Origin of the sequence: Chromobacterium alticapitis (genome assembly GCF_002924365.1) — a bacterium.
In the GTDB taxonomy this organism is placed as follows: Bacteria; Pseudomonadota; Gammaproteobacteria; order Burkholderiales; family Chromobacteriaceae; genus Chromobacterium; species Chromobacterium alticapitis.
Map to the genome: position 1 here is coordinate 108,074 of NZ_PQWB01000017.1, position 21,352 is coordinate 129,425.

General features: G+C 59.7%; 16 protein-coding genes. 9 read left to right on the forward strand and 7 right to left on the reverse strand.

Annotated elements, in window-relative coordinates; all coding sequences use genetic code 11:
• The first annotated feature begins 79 nt into the window (after window positions 1-79).
• The 3 genes from C2I19_RS04380 to C2I19_RS04390 all read left to right on the forward strand — a co-directional run bounded on the left by C2I19_RS04380 (window position 80) and on the right by C2I19_RS04390 (window position 4,177).
• On the forward strand, window positions 80-1,753 hold the full coding sequence (locus C2I19_RS04380) for an RCC1 domain-containing protein (RefSeq protein WP_103901496.1): 1,674 nt from the start codon (window positions 80-82) through the stop codon (window positions 1,751-1,753).
• A 38-nt stretch (window positions 1,754-1,791) separates the two neighbouring features.
• Window positions 1,792-3,228, forward strand: coding sequence for a S8 family peptidase (locus tag C2I19_RS04385; protein WP_103901497.1), 1,437 nt, complete (start codon window positions 1,792-1,794; stop codon window positions 3,226-3,228).
• Window positions 3,229-3,667: 439 nt separating this feature from the next.
• Complete coding sequence (locus tag C2I19_RS04390) at window positions 3,668-4,177, forward strand: DUF2867 domain-containing protein (RefSeq protein ID WP_158253635.1); 510 nt, start codon at window positions 3,668-3,670, stop codon at window positions 4,175-4,177.
• 130 nt (window positions 4,178-4,307) lie between these two features.
• On the opposite strand, the gene C2I19_RS04395 is transcribed toward C2I19_RS04390, so the two are convergent.
• The 5 genes from C2I19_RS04395 to C2I19_RS04415 form a co-directional block, all read right to left on the reverse strand.
• Entirely contained in the window at window positions 4,308-5,624 is a 1,317-nt protein-coding gene (locus C2I19_RS04395) for a hypothetical protein (RefSeq protein ID WP_103901499.1), read from the reverse strand.
• Window positions 5,625-6,572: 948 nt separating this feature from the next.
• The gene (gene yjjJ, locus C2I19_RS04400; protein WP_103901500.1) at window positions 6,573-7,937 is read right to left on the reverse strand and encodes a type II toxin-antitoxin system HipA family toxin YjjJ; all 1,365 of its coding nucleotides are present in this window, start codon (window positions 7,935-7,937) and stop codon (window positions 6,573-6,575) included.
• Window positions 7,938-8,127: 190 nt separating this feature from the next.
• Window positions 8,128-8,520, reverse strand: coding sequence for a DUF1484 family protein (locus C2I19_RS04405; protein WP_158253636.1), 393 nt, complete (start codon window positions 8,518-8,520; stop codon window positions 8,128-8,130).
• Window positions 8,521-8,589: 69 nt separating this feature from the next.
• On the reverse strand, window positions 8,590-8,991 hold the full coding sequence (locus tag C2I19_RS04410) for a DUF1484 family protein (protein ID WP_103901502.1): 402 nt from the start codon (window positions 8,989-8,991) through the stop codon (window positions 8,590-8,592).
• Between the two features lie 274 nt (window positions 8,992-9,265).
• Window positions 9,266-9,586: a DUF1484 family protein gene (locus C2I19_RS04415; RefSeq protein WP_046168510.1), complete on the reverse strand. Its 321-nt coding sequence runs from the start codon at window positions 9,584-9,586 to the stop codon at window positions 9,266-9,268.
• A gap of 565 nt (window positions 9,587-10,151) precedes the next feature.
• On the opposite strand from C2I19_RS04415, the gene C2I19_RS04420 reads away from it, so the two are divergent.
• Genes C2I19_RS04420 through C2I19_RS04445 form a run of 6 tightly spaced genes read left to right on the forward strand, consistent with a single transcriptional unit; the run spans window position 10,152 to window position 18,626 of the window.
• Window positions 10,152-10,763 (forward strand): restriction endonuclease subunit S domain-containing protein, encoded by a 612-nt coding sequence (locus tag C2I19_RS04420; RefSeq protein ID WP_103901503.1) that lies wholly within the window; start codon window positions 10,152-10,154, stop codon window positions 10,761-10,763.
• A 23-nt stretch (window positions 10,764-10,786) separates the two neighbouring features.
• Complete coding sequence (locus C2I19_RS04425; RefSeq protein WP_103901504.1) at window positions 10,787-12,310, forward strand: type I restriction-modification system subunit M; 1,524 nt, start codon at window positions 10,787-10,789, stop codon at window positions 12,308-12,310.
• Window positions 12,300-13,523: a restriction endonuclease subunit S gene (locus C2I19_RS04430; RefSeq protein WP_103901505.1), complete on the forward strand. Its 1,224-nt coding sequence runs from the start codon at window positions 12,300-12,302 to the stop codon at window positions 13,521-13,523. The genes C2I19_RS04425 and C2I19_RS04430 overlap by 11 nt, the downstream gene beginning before the upstream one ends.
• Window positions 13,524-14,582 (forward strand): virulence RhuM family protein, encoded by a 1,059-nt coding sequence (locus tag C2I19_RS04435; protein WP_103901506.1) that lies wholly within the window; start codon window positions 13,524-13,526, stop codon window positions 14,580-14,582.
• The gene (locus C2I19_RS04440) at window positions 14,579-17,869 is read left to right on the forward strand and encodes a type I restriction endonuclease subunit R (RefSeq protein WP_103901507.1); all 3,291 of its coding nucleotides are present in this window, start codon (window positions 14,579-14,581) and stop codon (window positions 17,867-17,869) included. Before C2I19_RS04435 ends, C2I19_RS04440 begins: the two co-directional genes overlap by 4 nt.
• Before the next feature lies 1 nt (window position 17,870).
• The gene (locus tag C2I19_RS04445) at window positions 17,871-18,626 is read left to right on the forward strand and encodes a M48 family metallopeptidase (protein ID WP_199181074.1); all 756 of its coding nucleotides are present in this window, start codon (window positions 17,871-17,873) and stop codon (window positions 18,624-18,626) included.
• Between the two features lie 233 nt (window positions 18,627-18,859).
• Here C2I19_RS04445 and C2I19_RS22995 read toward each other — a convergent pair whose 3' ends face one another.
• Window positions 18,860-19,057 carry a VapC50 family PIN domain-containing toxin gene (locus tag C2I19_RS22995; protein ID WP_500778860.1) on the reverse strand — a complete coding sequence of 66 codons (198 nt, stop codon included), beginning with the start codon at window positions 19,055-19,057 and terminating at the stop codon, window positions 18,860-18,862.
• 163 nt (window positions 19,058-19,220) lie between these two features.
• Complete coding sequence (locus C2I19_RS04450; protein ID WP_103901509.1) at window positions 19,221-21,146, reverse strand: RecQ family ATP-dependent DNA helicase; 1,926 nt, start codon at window positions 21,144-21,146, stop codon at window positions 19,221-19,223.
• Between the last annotated feature and the right edge of the window lie 206 nt (window positions 21,147-21,352).

Below are 21,352 nucleotides of genomic sequence, written 5' to 3' on the forward strand. Positions count from 1 at the left end.
TCATTGGGCTGTTACATTTTTGTTTAATGCCTTGAGCATTAAAAAAGAAAAATGTCTGCGATAGAGAAAGGGAGACGTGATGAATCGGATACATACGCCATGGCGCCTGAGCGCGCTGGCGCTGGGGGTGGGCCTGATCGGCGCGCTGGCCGGTTGCGGCGGCGGCGGCGACAGCGGCGCTTCAACGGGCGATAACGGCAATACCAATAGTTTGGCCGGCGGTTCGTTGCAATTGGATGTGTTCGGCAAGCGCGGCGGCACGCTGGCCGCGGCCAGCAGCAGTTGCGCGGGCAATCTGCAACTGACCTGGCAAAGCTATAACCAGTCTTCCACGCAGGAGGGCAACTATATCGATGATCCGGACCCCAGCTCGCCTCTGCTGGTGCGCGCCAGTTGCGGCTTCCGTACTACAGGGCTAATCCTGGCCCCGCAAACCGTATTCGCTACGCCCTCCGTATTCACCGTGGCCCAGGCTGACGGCACGCTGGCGGTGTGGGGCAGCAAGCGCCTGGGCGGCGATACCTCGGTCCTGGCAGTTCAGCCCAAGAATGTGGCGCAGGTGGTGGGCAGCGAGCGCGCCTGGGCCGTACTGCAAAAAGACGGCACCGTGGTGAGCTGGGGCCGTCCGGCCTCCGGCGGCAACAGCAAAGATCAGGGCGGTCCCGGCGATCCTAACTTCGGCCCGGTGGCGCCGCTGAACAAGGTAAGCAAGCTGTGGGCGTTGAAGCGCGGTTTCGTCGCGCTGAACGCGGACGGCAGCGCCTCCGCCTGGGGCAATCTGGAGCAGCCGTTCGACAGCGATGGCGCCATGTCCTCCATTTCTTCGTTCTTCACGCCCGACATGCTGGCGAAATTCCGCGATGTCACCGACGTCAGCTACACCGAAGGCGCGGTGGCGGTCTTGAAGAAAGACGGCACGGTATTCGCCTTCGGCGATCCGTCTGTGGGCGGCGATGCCAGCGGTGTGGCCGCCAAGCTGAGCAATGTGGTCAAGGTCTATTCCACCGACTACAGCTTCATCGCCCTGAAGAAGGACGGCAGCGTGGTGACTTGGGGCCAGAACTTCGACAACACCAGCACCGGCCTGTATGACGGCAGCGAACCGATGCCGCAAGCCAATCTGTCCTTGTTGAGCAACCGCAATGTCATCGCCGCGCTGAGCCAGAGCGGCGTGGTGAGCACCATAGGCAGCGTGATATTCGACCGCGGCGCCGACTTCAATGATCCCAAGAAGGGCATAAGCAATGTGGCCAAGGTATTCGCCAGCAAAACCGCCTTCGTCGCGCTGAAGCAGGATGGCACGGTGGCGAGCTGGGGTGACAGTCAACTCAATAATGTCGCCAGCGTGCAGGCTCAGCTTAATAACGTGGTGACCGTCGCCAGCACTGAGAACGCCTTTGCCGCCTTGAAGAAGGATGGCACCGTGGTGACCTGGGGCGACGAGACCCGCGGCGGCGACAGCTCCGCAGTGCAGTCCAGGCTGAGCAATGTGGTGGCGCTGTTCTCCAATGACTACGCCTTCGCCGCGCTGAAGCAGGACGGCACGGTGGTGACCTGGGGCGCGGCCGCTCACGGCGGCGACAGCTCCGCGGTGCAGGCCAAGCTGCAGAATATCCGCGCCATTTACAGCACGGATCTGGGCGGTTTCCTGGCGGTGGCCAAGGACGGCAAGGTGGTGAACTGGGGCAGCCCGTCCGCCGGCGGCGGCAAGTTGCCGGCCAATCTGACCACCATTCCATTCCTGCAGAACTGACCCGCCCGCGTAGCAAGTAGAAGGAGCTTTCCGTGAAAATGCATCATCTGATTTCCGGCCTGCTGCTGGCAGGCCTGAGCGGCGCCGTTCTGGCGGCGCCGGGCGGTCCCGAAGCCGCTGGCATCATCGTCAAGTACAAGCAAAACTCGCAGGCGCTGCTGGCCCGTCAGGCGGCCAGCCTGCCGCGCGGCCAAGCGCTGCCGACCCATCCCGGCGATTACGCCGCGCGCACCCGGCAAGTGCAAAGCATTACCGGCCAGCCGCTGCGTTTCGATCACCAGATGGGCACCGGCGCCTATGTGTTCAACAGCGGCAAGCCGATGACGGCCGCCCAGGCGCATGCGCTGGCGCAACGCATCAAGCAGCAGGACGCGTCGGTGGAGTATGCCGAGCCCAATTTCATCAAGCATGCCAATCTGGTGCCCGCCAGCCCGATGTATGCCAGCGCGCAGTGGGACATGCAGGACAGCGCCAGCCAGCCGGGCGCGTTGAACCTGCCGGCAGCCTGGGACATCACCCAGGGCCAGGGCGTGACCGTGGCGGTGCTGGACACCGGATACCGTCCGCATAAAGACCTGGTGCCCAATCTGCTGCAGCCGGGCTACAACTTCGTGAGCGATCCGGCCGCCGCCCGGCTGGCGGTGGGTCCGGACAAGACCACGGCTCGCCAGGCCAACGCGCAGGACCAGGGCGACTGGGCGGCCGCGGGCGATTGCGGCGCCGGCACCCCGGCATCCGACAGCAGCTGGCATGGCACCCACGTCGCCGGCACCATCGCGGCGGCGGCCGGCAACGGCAATGGCCTGACCGGCGTGGCGCCCAAGGCCAAGCTGTTGCCGTTGCGCGTATTGGGCCGCTGCGGCGGCACCGACGCGGACATCGCCGACGCCATGTTGTGGGCGGTGGGCGGCACAGTGACCGGCATGCCGGCCAATACCAACCCGGCGCGCATCATCAGCATGTCGCTGGGCGGCGGGCAGCCGTGCACCCAGTCCTACCGCGACGTGCTCAAGACGATTGCCGCGAAGAAGGGCATCGTGGTGGTGGCGGCCGGCAACGCCACGCGCAACACCCGCGACTTCGCCCCGGCCAGCTGCCCGGGCGTGATCACGGTGGCGGCCAACGGCATGAACGGCGGCATCGCGTCCTATTCCAACTACGGCGCGATGGTGGCGGTGACGGCGCCGGGCGGCGACTTCATCGGCAAGGACCCCGGCATCATCTCCACGCTGAACGACGGCAAGACCTCGCCGGGCAACGACATCTACGGCGCGGACCGCGGCACCTCGATGGCCACCCCGCACGTGGCCGGCCTGGTGGCGCTGATGCTGTCGGTCAATCCGAACCTGGACTGGAGAGCCACGCGCAAGCTGTTGATCGACACCGCGCGCGCGCCGGCGACCGACTGCGAAGGCTGCTCCGCCGGCCTGGTGGACGCCGCCGCCGCGGTGAAGGCGGCGCAGAGCTATCACTGAGTGCTTGTGTCTTGAAACTTGAACCGGCCCTGGCGGCCGGTTTTTTTTGGCGCGCTTCTGGGCTGGCGCCGTCGCGCGGATATCGTAGGGCGCAGCGGGTTGAGCGGCAGGTTCCGGCCGACCATCGCCAACGCGTTGCCGGCGGGTGCTGAAACCTGAGAATTCCCCATCGCACGGGATGATCCGGCCTGTCACATAGACCGCAACCCAACGCCATCGCCGCCCAGCGCATAGATTGGCGGGTGTCGCGCGACCTGCGGCCGGCCGCCGGCGCAGCCTTGCCGCATCGCCACGCCGCGCGGCGAGCGGCTGGATGGCTAGTGCCGGGAGCTGGGCCAGCAGCTGGCCTGCGTGCCGTGGCGCGGATGTCGCTTGGCTTCAAGACGCCAAAGCAGAACGATGGGATGCTAAGACTGTGCCATCGTTCAGGAGAACCCGCATGCCCGCCACCAACCTCTTCTCCGATATTCCCCTGCTGGCCGCTGAAGCCGGCCGCTACGGGTGGCAGGACATCCGCACTATGCCCGTGGCCATGGATGCGCCGCCGCCGGACGCCGCCGCCCTGTTGCGCGCCTTTTCCCAGGCCATGCCGCCGTGGGCCAATACGCTGATGCGCCTGCGTGACCGGCTGGTGGCCCCGCTGGGCCTGAAAACCGCGCAAACGGCGCTGAACGCGGCCGCCGGCCCGTATCGGCAAGGGCAGAAGCTGGGCGTGTTCTGCATTCTGCATCTAGGCGAGCATGATGTCGTGCTGGGCGAGGACGATCGCCATCTGGACTTCCGGCTGGTGTTGCGCTGGCGGCCGGGCCAGCTGTGCGTGGCCACCCTGGTGCGCAGGCACAACGCGTTGGGCCGCGGCTATCTGGCCCTGGTTACGCCCTTTCATCATTTGATCGCCGGCGCGTCCGCCAGGCGCATGGCGCGCGCGCTGGGCGGCCGCGAAGCTTAGTCCGCCGAGGAAGGCAGAGGACCGAAGGGATGCGGAGACAAATTGCGTGCGGATTGCGCGGCGCGATGATAAGCCAAAGCCCACCCGGCTTGGCGGCCGGGCGGGCTTGATGGATTACGGCGCAGCTTGCCTATTTGGAGCTAAGCGACGCGGTAGTCAGCGGGGTGGCCGTGACGGTGAACTGAACGGAAGAGCCCACCTCGCCGCTGATGTTGACGGTGATGGGCGACGTCAGCAGATAGGTGCCGTCGGGCTGCTTGACCGATCCCGGCAGGTTCTGGCTGTAGTAGTAGAAGCCGTTCTGCGTGACGGTAGTGGGCGGCACCTGGCCAATGGAGATGGTGGCTACACCGGAGTAGCTGGATTGCGGTGGCACGTTGAAGGTGATTTGCTGCTGCAGGCTGACGCTGTTGGTGCTGGTCGTGGTCTGGGACGACGAGGTGGTGGACGTCACCGAGAACGAGGTGGTCAGGCTGGCCTGGATGGAGTCCACATCCGGAATGCCTTCCGTCGCCGTGACGGTGGCGGAAATGGAGGCCGTGGTTTCGTATTGCTGCGTGGTGGTGTTGGAAATTTCCACCGTCTTGCCCACCGCCACGGTATCCGTCACGGTCAGCACTTCCGACGAGGCATTGGTGCCCTTGATGGTTTCGGTAAAGGTCTGGCCGGGCAGAATGGGCGAGTCCACATTGACCGTGACCGATGAAACCACCGTCTTGACCGGCGAAATCAGGCTGTAGGTAAAGGAGCTGACTTTGTCGTTCATGCCGCTGGTGGTGAGATCCACCGCAGCCGGCGTGCTATAGGTGCCAAAGGCATTGGTGGCGCCCAGGGTGATGGACTGGCCGCTGCCGTCGGCATTGTCCGCCAGGGTGAGCTGCTGCGGCGGCGTCAGGCTGGGGAAGTTGACCGAGGAAGCTTGGTCCTGCAGCCACCATTTGGCGATGGACACCGGCTGGGCGGTGGGCCATTCCGTGAGGAAAATGGTGGCGAAAGTGCCGCGCTCGGTGGTGTCGGTGAACAGCTGGAACCAGCCCTGGTCAAGCTCCACATCGCGCCAGATGCCGCCGCTCAGGCAATCATTGGCGCCGTAGGCCACCAAATCGATGGTCTGGGTTTGCCCGTTGCCGATCAAATCCACGCATACGCCGGCGCCGGAGAAATCGTAAGGATTGGTGTTTTGCACCAGGTTATTGCTCAGTGTGCAAACCACGCCTTCCGGCAGATTGAACACTATCCAGGTTGCATTATCCTGCAAGGATGTTCCGGAGAAGGAAAAGAAATGGCCGGATGGATATTGCGGGCTGTTGGTGTCGATGGTGAGGGAGGCGCTGTTCCAGTTATTGTCCTTGTAGAGGATGATCTGGCCAGACTTGCATGTGCCCGGGTAGGACGTGGAAGTTTTCGGCGGGACATAAAATGGCGGCTGGTAAACATTGTTGCCCATATCAATCCTTTCTTTCCTGTATGAAGAGCCATCAGCGGCGGCTGGGAATGCAGAGACCAGACTTGGCCGGCCGTGGCATTGCGCTAACCGTTTCACGCCGGCCCGCCATGGCGGCGGCGCGCACAACTGACCCCGGATAGACCGCAGGCATGGCCGGAGCCTGTTCGCGTTATAAGGTGGATTGCCGCCAAAGGCACCAGAGTAGGAATACCTAGTCATGCGGCTATGAGGCGGGGCTGCGTGATGGGGAGATCTTCTCGCCGGGCATATGTTTCTCTGCGGTGTCCATCTGCCGGATCTCGTCGTCGAGCCCAGCTGCGCGCAAAGCGCCTGGAGCCAGAGCGCAGGCGCGTTTGGCAGGCATGGGATCAAACTGGAATAGAAAATGAATAGATTCAATTCATTGAAAACAAGCACATACAAGTATTGAAGCGCAGTTTTTAGATTTTGATGAATAGATTCCGCAATGGCGCGCGGCAGCGCTTAAGGTAACGCCGCAAGCAAGAGCAGCGCAGGCGGCAAAGCCCCTCTCCCCTCGTGGGAGAGGGGTTGGGGAGAGGGGCGCATGTATGCGGACTCAAGCCATTCGCGGACAAGTCAGTCATGCCGATCCTCGGCATGAACCTGTAAGCCATGCTTACACGCTGCGCTGAAAGATAGAGATCCGCCCCGTAGCGCGGGTTGGCCACAGGCCATACCCGCGGACGAGATGATTGCTATCGATCATGAGCGAGATGGGCAGCACAACAGGCAAGGCGAGCAATGCGGTCACGGGTATGGCCCTTGGCCAACCCGCGCTACCGCTGCAATGGCGCGCGGTAGCGCTTAAGGTAACGCCGCAAGCAAGAGCAGTACAGGCGGCAAAGCCCCTCTCCCCTCGTGGGAGAGGGGGTGGGGAGAGGGGGGCTTGACCTGCCACGTAGCACAGCTTGCCCGGGGGAATTTGGGCTAAGCCTGCGGCGGCTCGCCGCCTGCCTTTCTGATCTGCTCCGCAGCCGTGTTCAGCCAGCCTAGCTGGCGGGCGCCGATGGCGGCCAGGGCGGGGCTGGCTAGCGGGTGGTTCATGACCTCCTGCCAGTAAGCGCGGGCCAATTGCAGCATCTCATGCCAGATGGCGGCGGCCGGCAACGCGGGCAGGCGGAAGGGCGGCAGCGCATCGTGCATCTCGCCCCCGGTCTTGGGGGCAAAGCCCATGGGCAGCATGTCGTAAACCGGAGCCAGCGACAGCGGCAGCGCGCCGTCATGGTAGAAGGCCAGATTGCCCGCATGCATGTCGGTGTTGCCGATCAACGTGCCGAAGGCGTACAGTCGGCCGGTTGTTTCGTTGGCCTGCGGCGTGATGATGGGGCGCTGGCTGCGTGGAGACTTTTCCCGCAGCAACTGAGCTGTGATTTGCGGCCAGGTTCCTGCGCCCAAGCCGGCAAACTCCGCGTCCAGCGTGTGCAGGCTGACCATGCCGCGGCGGCCTCCCGCTTCGTTGCGGTCAAACCGGCAGACTTGTAAAAAACGCTGGGTGCCAACGTCTATCACCTCGCTTTGCGCCGCTTCAAAGCCGTGGGCACTCAGGAAGCGCAGCGCGATGTGTTCCGCCAGCAGTAAATCCCGCCAGCGGCGGCTGACTTCGTTATCGCTGGAAGCGGAAAACTTAACCAGTATCTCGCGCCCTGCCACGCAAGCGGTGAACTTGGGCTGTTCCCCGCCCGCGCTGGAGCCGGGCAGTGTGCCGCTTTCCGCCAGCTTGGCCGTGTGCAAGTAGTAGCGTGCTCTGTCATTTGTGGAAATAAGCTCGGCGTGTGTACCCGTCAGCCAGCGCGAGCGCGCCTCTTCACCTATCAGCAGATTGCCAGGCATGTCCACTTCGCCCGAGGCCAGCGCAAGCAGCACCTGCTCATCCGTCCAATCCTTCAAATCCGCAGACCACCCCGCGCTTTGCGCAGCAAGCCGCCGCGCCCAGGCCCGGCCCAGATAGCCTTGCGGACGCATATCGTTTAGCCACCAAGGCAGCCCATCGTAATGTGTGGCCTCGCCATCCGGACGGACCAGCGCGAATCCCGGCCAGGTGGCGGTCAGTTCGCCTACATCCTCCAGGCGGCCTTCTTGGGATACCCGATAGATGGGAATGCCGGCGTGGCCGCCTATCAGCCTGACGGCGAAATAGCGCGTAGCGCGGGCGCGGCCCACGCGGATTACCTTGGTGCCGGCATCCAGCAGGCGACGCGACAAGGTGGGCTGGCTGATACCCAATTGGCCGCACAGCTCCGCCGCTGTCTTGGGGCCAGTCCGCAGGCTGGAGAGGATGGATTCAACTAGCATTGAATGGATGGTGAATGAAAATTGAATAGATAATATATTTATACATCTATAAAATACAATGACTTAATTGTATTTTTTCCATGGCGTGAATAGATTGCTACAGCTACGCCTTATGCAAGCCCATCACATAGCCGCATGCCTGCGCTCATATCTGAAAGCCCACCCCGCATCCGCCGGGTGGGCCTTTTCATTACTGCTTACCTATTAGCTGATAGCGGGCCAGCAGCATCTCCTGATGCAGTGGGGCGAGCAGGCTGAACAGCTGGCGGGCGGACAGCGGGGTGGCGTCCGCCATCCGCAGCAGGTTCAGCAGCGATTGCATGCTTTCGCTGGCGCGGGCCAGGGTTTGGTTGCTGGCGCTGAGGGCTTGTTCGATGTCGCGGTCCAGCTGGGCCAGCCGCTCCACAGTCAGACGCAGCGTGGTGGGGCAGGCATGGCTTTGCGGGTTTTGCAGCTTGGCGATGACTTGGCGCAGCTCTGCCAGCGCCGCCACGGTGGCGGGGAGAGGGCTGGGTTTGCTGGTGTTGGCGTGTCGCTTGGATGTGGGCAGAGAGGGCGGTGTCAGCGGGGTGATGTTGGACATGCGTTTTCCTCCATGACTGGATAGCGGAAACCGCCGGGCCAGCATGTGCCGGCCTGGCGGGCTGTGCGCTTACAGCGCGCGGGTGAGCAGGTGGAGCGGCTGGTCCATGCGCTTATCCAGCGGCGCCAGCAGCTCCTTCAGCCGGCTGGATGGCAGGCGCACGTCGTCGCCCAGGCATGAGAGCAGGTCCATCATGGCTTCCAGGCCCAGCTGGGCATGGGCCAGGCGGGGGATGGATTCCCTTACTGCGTCCTCCATTTCCCGGCACAGGTGGGCCAGTTGTGCCACGGGGTGGCGCAGGCTGGCTAGATCGGGGTCGGCCAATTGCTCCTGCAACTGGGCAAAGATGTGGTTCAGCTTGGCCAGCGGCGCGGCCGGGTGGGATGGCCGCAGGTGGCGGAGTGGTCCGTGGCCATGCGCCTGGGGGTGGATGTGCACGGCAAACGGCGCAAATTCAGTGGGGTGGGACATGCGTATCCTCCAGCGAGAAAGTCCGCCCGCCCGGGCGTGAGCCAGCGCCTGTCCGGCCTTCGGCCGGGGAAAAGGCCAAGGCGCGCGGGCGAGCGGTAAGTCAGTGCGTCCCGTGCGGGGGCGGAGAAAGCGGCGAGGGCGGAAGGTGCCTGATGTGCAGGCGGCGCGGGGCGCAAAGGGTGAGTGCGCCCCCAAGGTGCCGCCACGCCGCTGCCCACCCCAACACGGGGTTCTCAGCGGCCGCCGTGCCCGGATGGGCCCCGGCGGCAGCGGCTTACAGCACGCCGGTGAGCCGGCTGAGCGACGCCTCCACCCGCTTGTCCAGCGGCTGCAATAATTGCAGCAGGCGGCTGGAAGGCAGGCGCACGTCGTCGCCCAGGCAGGCAAGCAGGTCCAACAGCGCCTGCAGGCCCAGCTGGCTATGGGCCAGGTGGCAGATGGTTTCCACCACCGCGTCCTCAATGTCGCGGCACAGATGCGCCAGCTGCGCCGCCGGCACGCGGGCGCAGGCCTGCGGCTTGCGGGCTAGCTGGTCCTGCAAGGCGGCAAAGGCATCATGCAGCCTATGCATGGCCAGCAGGCTGGGCTGAGACAAAGAGGCAGACGCCCCGGAACGGAGCAAAGGGCTGGAGGATACGGCAAGGTGAGACGCACTGCGGGAAATGCTAGTCATAGCAAGATCCTCACGGAGATGAGTGCTCAATCCTGCTTTCCCGACGCCAATCGGGGGTGGCAGGCGCATGGCGGGATTGGCGTTACCGGCATCTCCTCCGGCGTGTCTCGCGACACTCCCACCACGGCCCGCCATAAATTGCGCGTAGCAATGATGATCGAACTGGCGCGGCGAACGCGGCAGTTCGATGGAAGATGTAACAGGACGCCAATCCCGGTGCCGCTATTGAACGGCACGGAGGGATTATCTAGCTGAGAGGCTTGCTAGGCAAGTGCAGAAGTACGTATGAACAGGCGCGACGAGGCGCGCTGATGAGACGGTAGATTGTTTGCAGAGGCCAAGAGGAGGGCAAGCACCGCTCAAACCACGCTTCCAGAACACCATGCTGATCGGTGTGGTTTTTTTGCAGTAATAAGTAAGAAACAATAAATTGACGGGCAGGGCTGCGCGGAATAATATGCATCATCGACTATGAAACGGTGAAGGCATGCAGCTGAAATACCTTGCCAAAATCTCTGCCGGGCACCCCTTTAGAGGGAGGATTGCCGAGTCGCGCGGCTCGGGGATTGTCGCCGTGCAGATGAAAGATGCCTCAACACCAGACGGTGTGAATTGGGCCGGCTGTATTGAAACCGAGCCCACTGGCCGCCGGGATGACTGCCTGCAAGTGGGCGATATCCTGGTGGCGGCGCGTGGCAGCCACAACTACGCGGTGCTGATTGACGATGCGCTTACCGCAAGCGGCAAACAGGCCGTCGCCGCGCCGCAGTTTTTTATTGTGCGCGCCACCGCGGCCCAACTGCTGCCCGAATACCTGTGCTGGTTTCTCAACCAGCCCCCCTGCCAGCGCTATTTTGACCTGAACGCCGAGGGCACCCTCACCAAAGCCATCAAGCGCAACGCTTTGGACCAGATACCCATTGCCGTGCCAGATCTCACCCGGCAGCAGGCCATTGTTGGCCTGGCCCATACCTTGCGGCAAGAGCTGCGCCTGATCGAACAACTGCGCCGGAATGGCGAGCAACTGCAGGCGGCGATGGCCAATCAGCTCGCCGCTGATCTGCTTGCCGAACCCGCGGCCGCAACACCCTATCGTTAAAAATACGCATCCCAGGAATCACCATGACCGAGCAAATCAACCAGGACGACATCAATAAAGCGCTATGGGCGGCCTGCGACACCTTTCGCGGCACCATCAGCGCCGATACCTACAAAGACTTCGTGCTCACCATGCTGTTTCTGAAATACATCAGCGATGTCTGGCAGGACCACTACGATGGCTACCAGAAGCAATACGGTGACGAGCCGGAACTGATTGCCGAAATGCTGAAAAACGAGCGCTTCGTGCTGCCGGCGGAGGCCAGCTTCTACCAGCTGTACCAGCGCCGCCACGAGCCGGGCAATGGCGAGCGCATCGATCAGGCGCTGCACGCGATTGAAGAAGCCAACGGCACCAAGCTCAAGGACGCGGGCAAAAGCGTGTTTCAGGACATCAGCTTCAATACCGACAAGCTGGGCGAAGAAAAGCAGAAAAACACCATCCTGCGTCACCTGCTGGAAGACTTTGCCAAGCCTGAGCTCAACCTCAAGCCCAGCCGCGTCGGCACACTGGACATCATCGGTAACGGCTATGAGTTCTTGATCAAGAACTTCGCCGCCAGCGGCGGCCAGAAAGCCGGCGAGTTCTATACCCCGCCCGAAGTCTCCGAACTGATCGCCGAGCTGCTGGACCCGCAGCCGGGTGACAGCATTTGTGACCCAGCCTGCGGCTCGGCCTCGCTGTTGATGAAATGTGGCCGCAAGGTGGTGAGCAATCACGGCAGCAAGAACTACGCGCTGTACGGGCAGGAAGCCATCGGCTCCACCTGGTCGCTGGCCAAGATGAATATGTTCCTGCACGGCGAGGACAATCACAAGATCGAATGGGGCGACACCATCCGCAACCCCAAGCTGCTGGATAAAAACGGCGAGCTGATGCTGTTCGACATCGTCACCGCCAATCCGCCGTTTTCACTGGAAAAATGGGGGCACGACGAAGCCGAAAACGACAGATACAGCCGCTTCCGCCGTGGCATTCCGCCCAAAACCAAGGGCGACTACGCCTTTATCCTGCACATGATAGAAACGCTGAAACCCGACAGCGGCCGCATGGGCGTGGTGGTGCCACATGGCGTGCTGTTCCGTGGCAGCAGCGAGGGCAAAATCCGTCAAAAGCTGATCGAAGAAAACCTGCTAGACGCGGTGATCGGCCTGCCGGAAAAACTGTTCTACGGCACCGGCATTCCGGCGGCGATCCTGATTTTCAGCAAGGAAAAATCTGACAGCAAGGTACTGTTCATCGATGCCAGCCACGAATGCAAAGCCGGCAAAAACCAGAACCAGCTCACTGACAACAACATCGCCAAAATCGTCAGCACCTACCGCGAAGGCCGCAGCATAGAGAAATACGCCTATCTGGCCAGCCTGGATGAAATCCGCGACAACGACTTCAACCTCAACATCCCGCGCTACGTCGATACTTTTGAAGAAGAGGAAGAAATCGACCTGCTGGCGGTACGCGCGGAGCGCGAGGCTTTGAAGGCGAAACTGACTACGCTGGAAACAGAGATGGCGAAATATCTGCAGGAGCTGGGTTATGGTGCCTAAGGGCTGGTCGGAAAAAACACTTGAAGATATTGCTCTGGTTGAACGTGGGAAATTTTCCGCTAGGCCAAGAAATGATCCAAAGTATTTTGGTGGGGATGTCCCATTCGTACAAACTGGCGACGTCAGTTCTGCTGGGACATATCTTGAAAAATTCTCACAAACCCTTAATCAAGATGGCATAGGTGTAAGTAAAGTTTTTCCTAGGGATACGATACTAATTACGATTGCAGCCAACATTGGCGACACTGCTATTACTAAGTTCGATGTTGCTTGCCCAGATAGCGTTGTAGCAATTAAACCTTATCAAGATAAAGCTGATGTGTATTGGCTTAAGAAACTTCTGGAAACAAAACGTGATGCGCTAGATAGTCTGGCAACTCAAAATGCACAGAAAAATATCAATCTTCAAATCTTGAAGCCTTTTCAGCTTCTTGTTCCGCCTGTCAATGAACAAAAGGAAATCGCCCAAATCCTCTCGACTTGGGATCAGGCCATCGCTACCGCCGAGCGCCTGCTCGACCTCGCCCGCCAGCAGAAAAAAGCCTTGATGCAACAGCTGCTCACCGGGGAAAAACGCTTTCCGGGGTTTGAGGGGGAGTGGAAAGTTGTCAAATTGGGAAGCATTTTCTCAAGGGTGACGACACGTAATGGTGGGCAGTCAGAGAATGTCGTGACCATTTCTGGCCAGCAGGGCTTGATTCGGCAGGATGAATATTTCAACCGTACTGTGGCATCAGAAACACTGGACAATTATTTCCTATTGAAGAAAGGCCAGTTTGCATACAACAAGAGCTATTCCATCGGCTACCCAATGGGAGCGATCAAGCGCCTCAATCGCTACGACGACGGAGTGGTGACGACGCTGTACATTTGCTTTGCATTGGCCGCAAAGGATAAAGCAGATAGTAACTTCTTTGAGCACTATTTCGAATCAGGCTTACTTAATCGTGGCTTAACACAAATTGCATATGAAGGTGGTCGTGCTCATGGGCTGTTGAATGTAAAACCCGCTGATTTCTTTGACTTGAAAGTGCCGCTACCTGCTCTGGCTGAGCAGGTGAAAATTGCTGCGATTCTTACATTAGCCGACCAAGAAATCCAAACCCTTCAATCTCAACTCGACGGTCTGAAGCAAGAGAAGAAAGCCCTGATGCAGCAACTGCTGACCGGCAAGCGCCGCGTGCAGTGCGCGCAGGACCAAGCGGAGGCGTGAATGACCGATCCGAATACCTGGCCCGCGGCGCCGGCCGGCGAGTTCATCATGTTTTCATCGGCCGATGGCCAGGTGCGCATCGAGTGCCGCTTCGAGAGCGAGACGCTGTGGCTGTCGCAAGCCACCATGGCCGAACTGTATGGCAAGGATGTGCGCACCATCAATGAGCACCTGCAGAACGTGTTCAAGGAAGCGGAGCTGGACCCGGCGGCAACTATCCGGAAATTCCGGATAGTTCGTCAGGAAGGCGCGCGTCAGGTCTCTCGCGAGATTGATCACTACAGCCTGTCGGCCATTCTGGCGGTGGGCTACCGCGTGCGCTCCCCCCGCGGCACGCAGTTCCGGCAGTGGGCGACGCAGACGCTGCAGGAATACCTGGTCAAGGGCTTTGTGATGGACGACGAGCGGCTGAAAAACCCGCCCGTTGGCCCATCCGTGGTGCCCGACTATTTTGGCGAGATGCTGGAGCGCATCCGCGACATCCGCGCCAGCGAGCGGCGCATGTATCTGCGGGTGCGGGAGATTTTTGCGCTGGCGGCCGACTATGAGCCCTCGTTCAAGGACACCACGCAGTTCTTCCAGATCATCCAGAACAAGCTGCACTTTGCCTGCACCGGCCTGACTGCTGCTGAGCTGATACATCAGCGCGCCGATGCCAGCCAACCGCATATGGGCTTGACCAGCTACAAGGGGCAGGAGGTACGCAAGGCGGATGTGACGGTAGCCAAAAACTATCTGAATAGCGCCGAAGTGGATGAATTGAACCGGGTGGTGAGCATGTGGCTGGACTTTGCCGAAGACCAGGCCAGACGCCGGCAGCAGATCTTTCTGCGCGACTGGCAGGACAAGTTGGACCAGTTCCTGCAATTCAATGACCGCGAAGTGCTGCACGGTGCGGGCAAGATCAGCAAGCAGATGGCCGATGAAAAAGCAGCCGCCGAGTATGAGCAGTTTGCCCAGCAGCAACGCAGGCTGAAAGAGGCGGAGGGCGAACGGGATATCGCGTCGCTTTTGGCATGGGACAGCAAACGCGCCAGCAAAAACAAGGATCAACAATGAAGCAAGCGTTCACGCCCAAATTTCAAGAAGAATACAGCGCCAAAATCCCCGCGCTGACGCTGCTGAGCCAGCTGGGCTGGACCTTCCTGCCACCCGAGCAGGCCTTGGCCCAATGCGGTGGCAAGCAGGATGAAGTGGTGTTGCGCGATGAACTGCGGCGGGTATTGCAGACGCGACGCTTTCGCTTTGATGGGCGTGAGCAGGCCTTGTCGGATAAGGCAGTGGATAAGCTGATTGCCGAGGTATGTAGCCCGGCGCTGAATGAAGGCCTGGCGCTGGCCAATGAAAAGCTCTACAACCACATGCTGTACGGCATTTCGGTGACCGAGTTTGTCGAGGGCAAAAAGGCCAACCCGACTATTGCGCTGATCGATTGGGAAAAGCCGGAAAACAATAGCTTTCTGTTCACCGAGGAATACAGCGTCACGCGCTCGGGCGGAATGGATAGCCGCCGCCCGGATATCGTGTGCTTTGTGAACGGCATCCCGCTGGTGATCATCGAGGCCAAGCGCCCCGATGGCCATGCCAAAAAGGGGCCGACCATTGCCGAAGGCATTTCGCAATCGCTGCGCAATCAGCGCCATGATGAAATTCCGCGCCTGTTTGCCTACGCCCAGCTGATTTTATCCATCAACGGCGCGGATGGCCGTTATGGCACTTGCGGCACGCCAGCCAAGTTTTACGCCGCCTGGCGTGAGGAGGATATCTCCGATGCCGAGATGGCTGCGATCAAGAACAAGCCCTTGAGCGGGTTGCAGATCGATACCCTGTTTGCGCATCGCGCTGCCAAAGATTTGCAGTGGTATCAATCCCTGCTGGCTGGCGGCGAGTTGGCGGTAAGCGGACAAGATAAATTACTGATCAGCCTGCTTGGACCCGCCCGCCTGCTGGAGATGGTGCGGTATTTCACGCTGTACGACAAAAAAGCAGGCAAGATCGTGGCCCGCTATCAGCAGGTGTTCGGCATCAAGCGCTTGATCGCCCGCATCAACACCCGCCGCGCCGATGGCGGGCGTGAAGGCGGCGTGATTTGGCATACCACGGGCTCGGGCAAGTCGTTCACAATGGTGTTTTTAAGCAAGGCGCTGATCCTGCATGAGTCGCTGAAGGCATGCCGCATTGTGGTGGTGACGGACCGTATTGACCTGGAAAGCCAGCTCTCCAAAACCTTTGCTTCGGGCGGCGAGTTATCCGGCAAGAAAGACAAGGAAGCCGCGCTGGCCACTTCCGGCAAGCGGCTTGCGGAGCAGATCAGTACCGGCACCGAGCGCATCATTTTCTCGCTGATTCACAAGTTCAATACCGCGACAAAGCTGCCGGAATGTGTGAATACCAGCCCCGACATCATTGTGCTGATTGATGAAGGCCACCGCAGCCAGGGGGGCGAAAGCAATATCCGCATGAAGCAGGCCATGCCCAAGGCCGCCTTTGTGGCGTTTACCGGCACGCCGCTGCTAAAGGACGACAAAACCACCAGCAAATTCGGCCCGATTGTGCACGCCTACACCATGCAGCGGGCAGCGGAAGACGAAGCCGTTACCCCGCTACTGTACGAAGAGCGCATCCCCGATCTGGATATCAACGATAGAGCGATCGATGCCGGCTTCACCCGCATTACCACCAGCCTGACCGACAAGCAGAAGGCCGACCTGAAGCGCAAATACGCCAAACGCGGCGAGCTGTATCGCGCCGACGATCGCATCCAGCTGATAGCCCGCGATATTGCCGAGCATTTCGATAAGAACATCGACGCAGGCCTCAAGGGGCAACTGGCGTGCGATAGCAAGGCATCGGCGATCAAGTACAAGAAATACCTGGATGAAGCTGGGTTATTTGAATCTGCTGTTGTGATTAGCGCGCCGGATACCCGTGAGGGCAATTCGGAAGTGGATGAAGCCTCGATCCCGGAAGTGACGCAGTGGTGGAAAGACAATGTCGGCTCGCAGGATGAGCAGGTCTACACCAAGCAGGTGATCGAGCGTTTCGACAAAGATGCGTCGCTCAAGCTGCTGATTGTGGTGGATAAGCTGCTGACCGGCTTTGACGAGCCGAAAAATACCGTGCTGTATATCGACAAGCCGCTGAAAGAGCACAACCTGATTCAGGCCATCGCCCGTGTCAACCGCCTGCATCCCTTGAAAAAATTTGGCTTGCTGATCGACTATCGCGGCATTCTGGCCGAGCTGGATACCACCATTGCCAAGTACCAGGACTTGGCTGCACGTACGCAGGGTGGTTACGACATCAACGATATCGCCGGTTTGTACAACCCGATGAGCACGGAGTACAAACGCCTGCCGCGCCTGTATAAGCAGCTGTGGGCCATTTTTGATGGAGTAAAAAACAAGAATGACATCGAACAGCTGCGCCAGGTGCTCATCCCGAAAACGGAAGAGCGCAACGGTGAGCTGGTGGATGTGAACCAGAAGGTACGAGATGACTTCTACGAAGCACTCAGCGAGTTCTCCAGTTGCCTGAAAGTGGCACTGCAATCGGCAACTTTCTTTGAGGACACGAGCTTTAGCGATGCGGATCGCCAGCATTACAAGGAAACGGTAAAGCAGTTCTCCAGCCTGCGCCAGTTGGTGAAGCAGGATACGGGTGAAACCATCAACTATGACGACTACGCCACCCAGGTAAAGAAATTGCTGGATAAGCACGTTGTGGGCGTGGAAGTGCGCGAACCGGGCGGCACCTATGAAGTTGGCAAAATGGGCAGTAAACCCAAGCCGGAAGACTGGTCGGAAGAAAAAACCCGCAACGAAACCGACATCATCAAAACCCGGGTGGCGAAGATGATTGAGCAAGAGCTGCGCGATGACCCGTATGCGCAAGAAGCCTTCTCCAAGCTGCTGCGCGATGCCATTGCCGAGGCAGAAAAGCTGTTCGATCATCCGCTCAAGCAATACTTGCTGTTCCACGAATTTGAAGCAAAAGTGCAGCAACGCCAGCTGGATGAACTACCAGGATCATTTAATGGAAATCGTCATGCGCAAGCCTATTTTGGCATCTTTAAAAAAACGCTGCCCGAGGTGTTTTCGATCAGCGATGCACAGGTGCATGGCAAATGGGTGGCATTGGCGTTTGATATCGACCAACTGGTTGAGCAAGTGGTTGGCGAGCATTCCATCAACCCGCAGAACATCGAAGCCAACATCCGCAAGCAATTGCTGCCGCTCTTGTTCAAAGAATGCAAATCGATTGGCGCAGGCATGGATCAGGCTAAAGCCATGGTGGAGTGGGTGGTGCAAATTACCCGTGTTGGCTTGAATGCAGCCGGGGTTTGAGGTGGCTGTTGCGATCAAGCCTGAGCCGAGTAAAACCAATCTGTCATTGAACTATGCGGATGAACAGATTGGTTTTGAACGGCTGCCGCGCACGGGATCAAGCAACAAAATCCTGATCAAGGTGCTGCCGGATTGTCGTGTGCAAATCAGCGCGCCAGAAGCGGCCACGGATGAGCAAGTGATCGCCGCAGCCAAGCTGCGTGCGCGCTGGATTTATCAGCAACTGCGCGAGTTCCGCTCCCGCCTGGAGCATGTGCGCCCACGGCAATACATCAGTGGTGAAAGCCACTATTACCTTGGCAAGCAGTACGTCCTGAAGGTCATCGAAAACCCAGCAGAGAAACCAGCGGTGAAACTGTTGCGCGGCAAGATCGAAGTGACGGTGCGGGAAAAATCCGCCGACAAAATCAGCGTATTGCTTGCCGACTGGTACAAAGCGCGCGCTAAAGAAGTCTTTGTACGCAGGCGGGACGCAATGCTGGAGCAAGCCTTATGGGTGAGTGGGAAACCACCACTAAGAGTCTTGACCATGCAAACCCAATGGGGAAGCTGTTCACCTGCAGGGCGGCTCACGCTGAATCCCCATCTGGTGAAAGCACCCAGGGACTGCATTGATTACGTGATCTTGCACGAGCTGTGCCACTTGGCCGAACACAACCACAGCGAGCGCTTCTACCGGCTAATGGGGCAAGTGATGCCGAACTGGGAAAAAGTGAAGTTGCGGCTGGATGGCATGGCCAACGCTCTGATTCATTAGATACATTACCTGCCGCCTGTGGTCTGCGAGTGTAGGATCCCATCTTTATCTAGATGAGCTCCACGGCCAATCAACGGGGTTCTAGACGAACGTGGGACGGAGGCGGTACGGGCGTCTCATCTTCCTGGATGATTCTCTCTCAGGCTTTCAGCCGCCGCTGCTATGCGGAAATCTATCTCTATGCAAGGTGGGACTTTTCAAACAACTTCGCCTCCGAGATGCCGTAGAGGAAGTCAAAGCGCCGCCGCGCATGGCCGCAGCTGGCGCACGGTATCCGGCAGGCCTTGCTGCAGCAAGGTATCCAGGTATTCGTCTACCGTCTTAGGCGGGTTTTTGAGTGTTTTACGGTGGCGAGCAAAGGCCGCCAGGCTCGCTGAAAGATTCAAGTCCAGCAGGTGGGAGATGAACTCGTCTGGATGCGGGGCTTCGATTTCATGCTACGCCAACTGCTCGGCAGGAAAGTCTTCCAGGTTGAAGGTGAGGGTGGGTTGAGTATGAAGGGTGTGAGAGGCCAGTTTCTTGGACTCGCCCCATGATGACGCCACAGTTCATAGGCCCTGCACCCGTATCCGTGCTGATTTCAGCCCAACGGCGCTAACAATACGCCCGTACTTCAGCAAAGGGATAGGCAGCCAACTGGCCAAAGCCCGCTATCCGAGAGGCACGCAATTTGGTGAGCAGCGGCAGGGTAATGCCGCATAAGAAACACGCTGCCAGATGGGGGGCCGGTACATGGCCCAGTTTTTCCGTCAGGCCAGCCAGCGCGGTTTGCAAGTTGTCCGCTGTTAAAGCGGGCAAGGCTGGGGCGGCGGGCAAGCGTGCCGGTTTACCGCGACACACCAGGCAATGGCCACACTGCGCCGGCGCGGCCGTATCGCCAAAGTAGCTGGCCAGCGCGTAACTCAGGCAAGTTTCAGTCTCGAACAGCACCAGCATTTGCTGCAAACGCGCCAGCTCGCTATCTTCCCGCGCCTGGAATTGAGCATGCAGGCTGGCGGCAAGCGATGCCACGTCAAACGCCGCATCGCTCACCGCGTATACCTCGGTCATTTGCTTGGTTTCCAGTGTTAGCCAGCCGCGCTCGTCCATGAACTCCAGCGCGGTGACCGCGCGTTGGCGCTGGCCAGGAAAGGCTTGCAAGAATGATTCAAAATCAAAGCTGTACCAGCTGCGCCCCAGTTTGCTATGCGCCAGCAAGGCGGCGACAAATTCGCGCCGTTCGTCCTTGAAGTGCGCCAACAGCGTGTCTTCTTCCTCCAGCAACTGGAAACGGTACTCGCTGTAATAGCTGTACTGAGCTTGCAGCAGGCCTTGTACTTCTAGGTACACCAACAGCGTTTTGAGCGGCAGTTGGCGGACATTGCTGTCGGCTGATAGCCCATGCAGCGTCATTTCCCATTGCCCGTTTTGTGCTTCGTTGCGGATGCGCTGCAGCACGTGTTCGATGGATGCCAATTGCGGCGTGTCGCCGTAGACAAAGTTTTCCAACACATGCAGGCCATCGCGATTCCCCAACAGTGTGCATAGCGATGTCTCTCCATCGCGTCCGGCGCGGCCGATTTCCTGACTATAATTTTCCACCGATTTGGGTAAGTCGTAATGAATCACCTGCCGGATATTGCCCTTGTCTATGCCCATGCCAAAGGCGATGGTGGCGACAATCACCGGCGTGGTGCCATTCATGAAATCGTCCTGAATCTGCTCGCGGAGCGTGCTGTCCAGCCCGGCGTGATAAGCCGCCGCCGCGATGCCTTGCGCTTGTAGCCTGGTGGCCAGAATTTCGGCGGTGTGCTGCTGGGTGACATACACCACGCAGGCTGCGCCGGGGGTGCGGGCCAGCAGTTGGAGCAGCGCGGTGTTCTTGTCGGCCTGAGCCATGGCACGGACATGCAGGTGCAGATTGGGGCGGTAAAAGCCGGTCACGGTGATGTGCTCCGGCGCGATTGCAAAGCGCCGCGCCATGTCCTGCATCACCGTTGGCGTCGCGGTGGCGGTAAGCAACAGCACTTGCGGGATGTTCAGCTGCGCTCGGTACTGTGGCAGTTTGAGATAATCCGGGCGGAAATTATGTCCCCATTCCGAAATGCAATGCGCCTCGTCCACCACCAGCAGCGACAGCGGCACTTCCGCGATAAAGCGGCGGAAGCGTTCGTTCTTCAGGCGCTCCACCGACACCATCAGTACCTTGATGCAGCCGGCCCGCACGTCGCTCATCACCTGCTGCGCTTCATCGCGGCTTTGGGTGGAGTCAATCGTGGCAGCGGCAATGCCCTTGGCCTGCAAAAACGCCAACTGGTCGCGCATCAGCGCCAGCAGCGGCGAGATCAGTAGCGTCAAATGCGGCAATTGCGTGGCGGCCAGCTGGTAGCACAGCGATTTGCCGGAGCCGGTGGGGAAAATCGCCATCGCGGAATGGCCATCGAGCAGCGCCTGGAGCACCTCGCGTTGGCCACCGCGAAAGCCGGAAAACCCGAAATACTTCGCCAGCGCGGCATCCAGCACGGAAGATTGGGGAGGCATGGCAGCCTTTCAGCGCAAGAGTGGACAAGAGAGGGAGCATGATAACAAGGCCGGGTGAGCGGCAAACTAGAAAATACCGGGTGTGGTGGGCAGAGGTTTTTGGGTTTGAAATGACCTGTTCACTATCATGGCAAATCTCAACGCCCGATTCGCCGTTCTTGTATCCGACGACAGATCTAATTTGGCGTCTGATCGGAACCGATCTT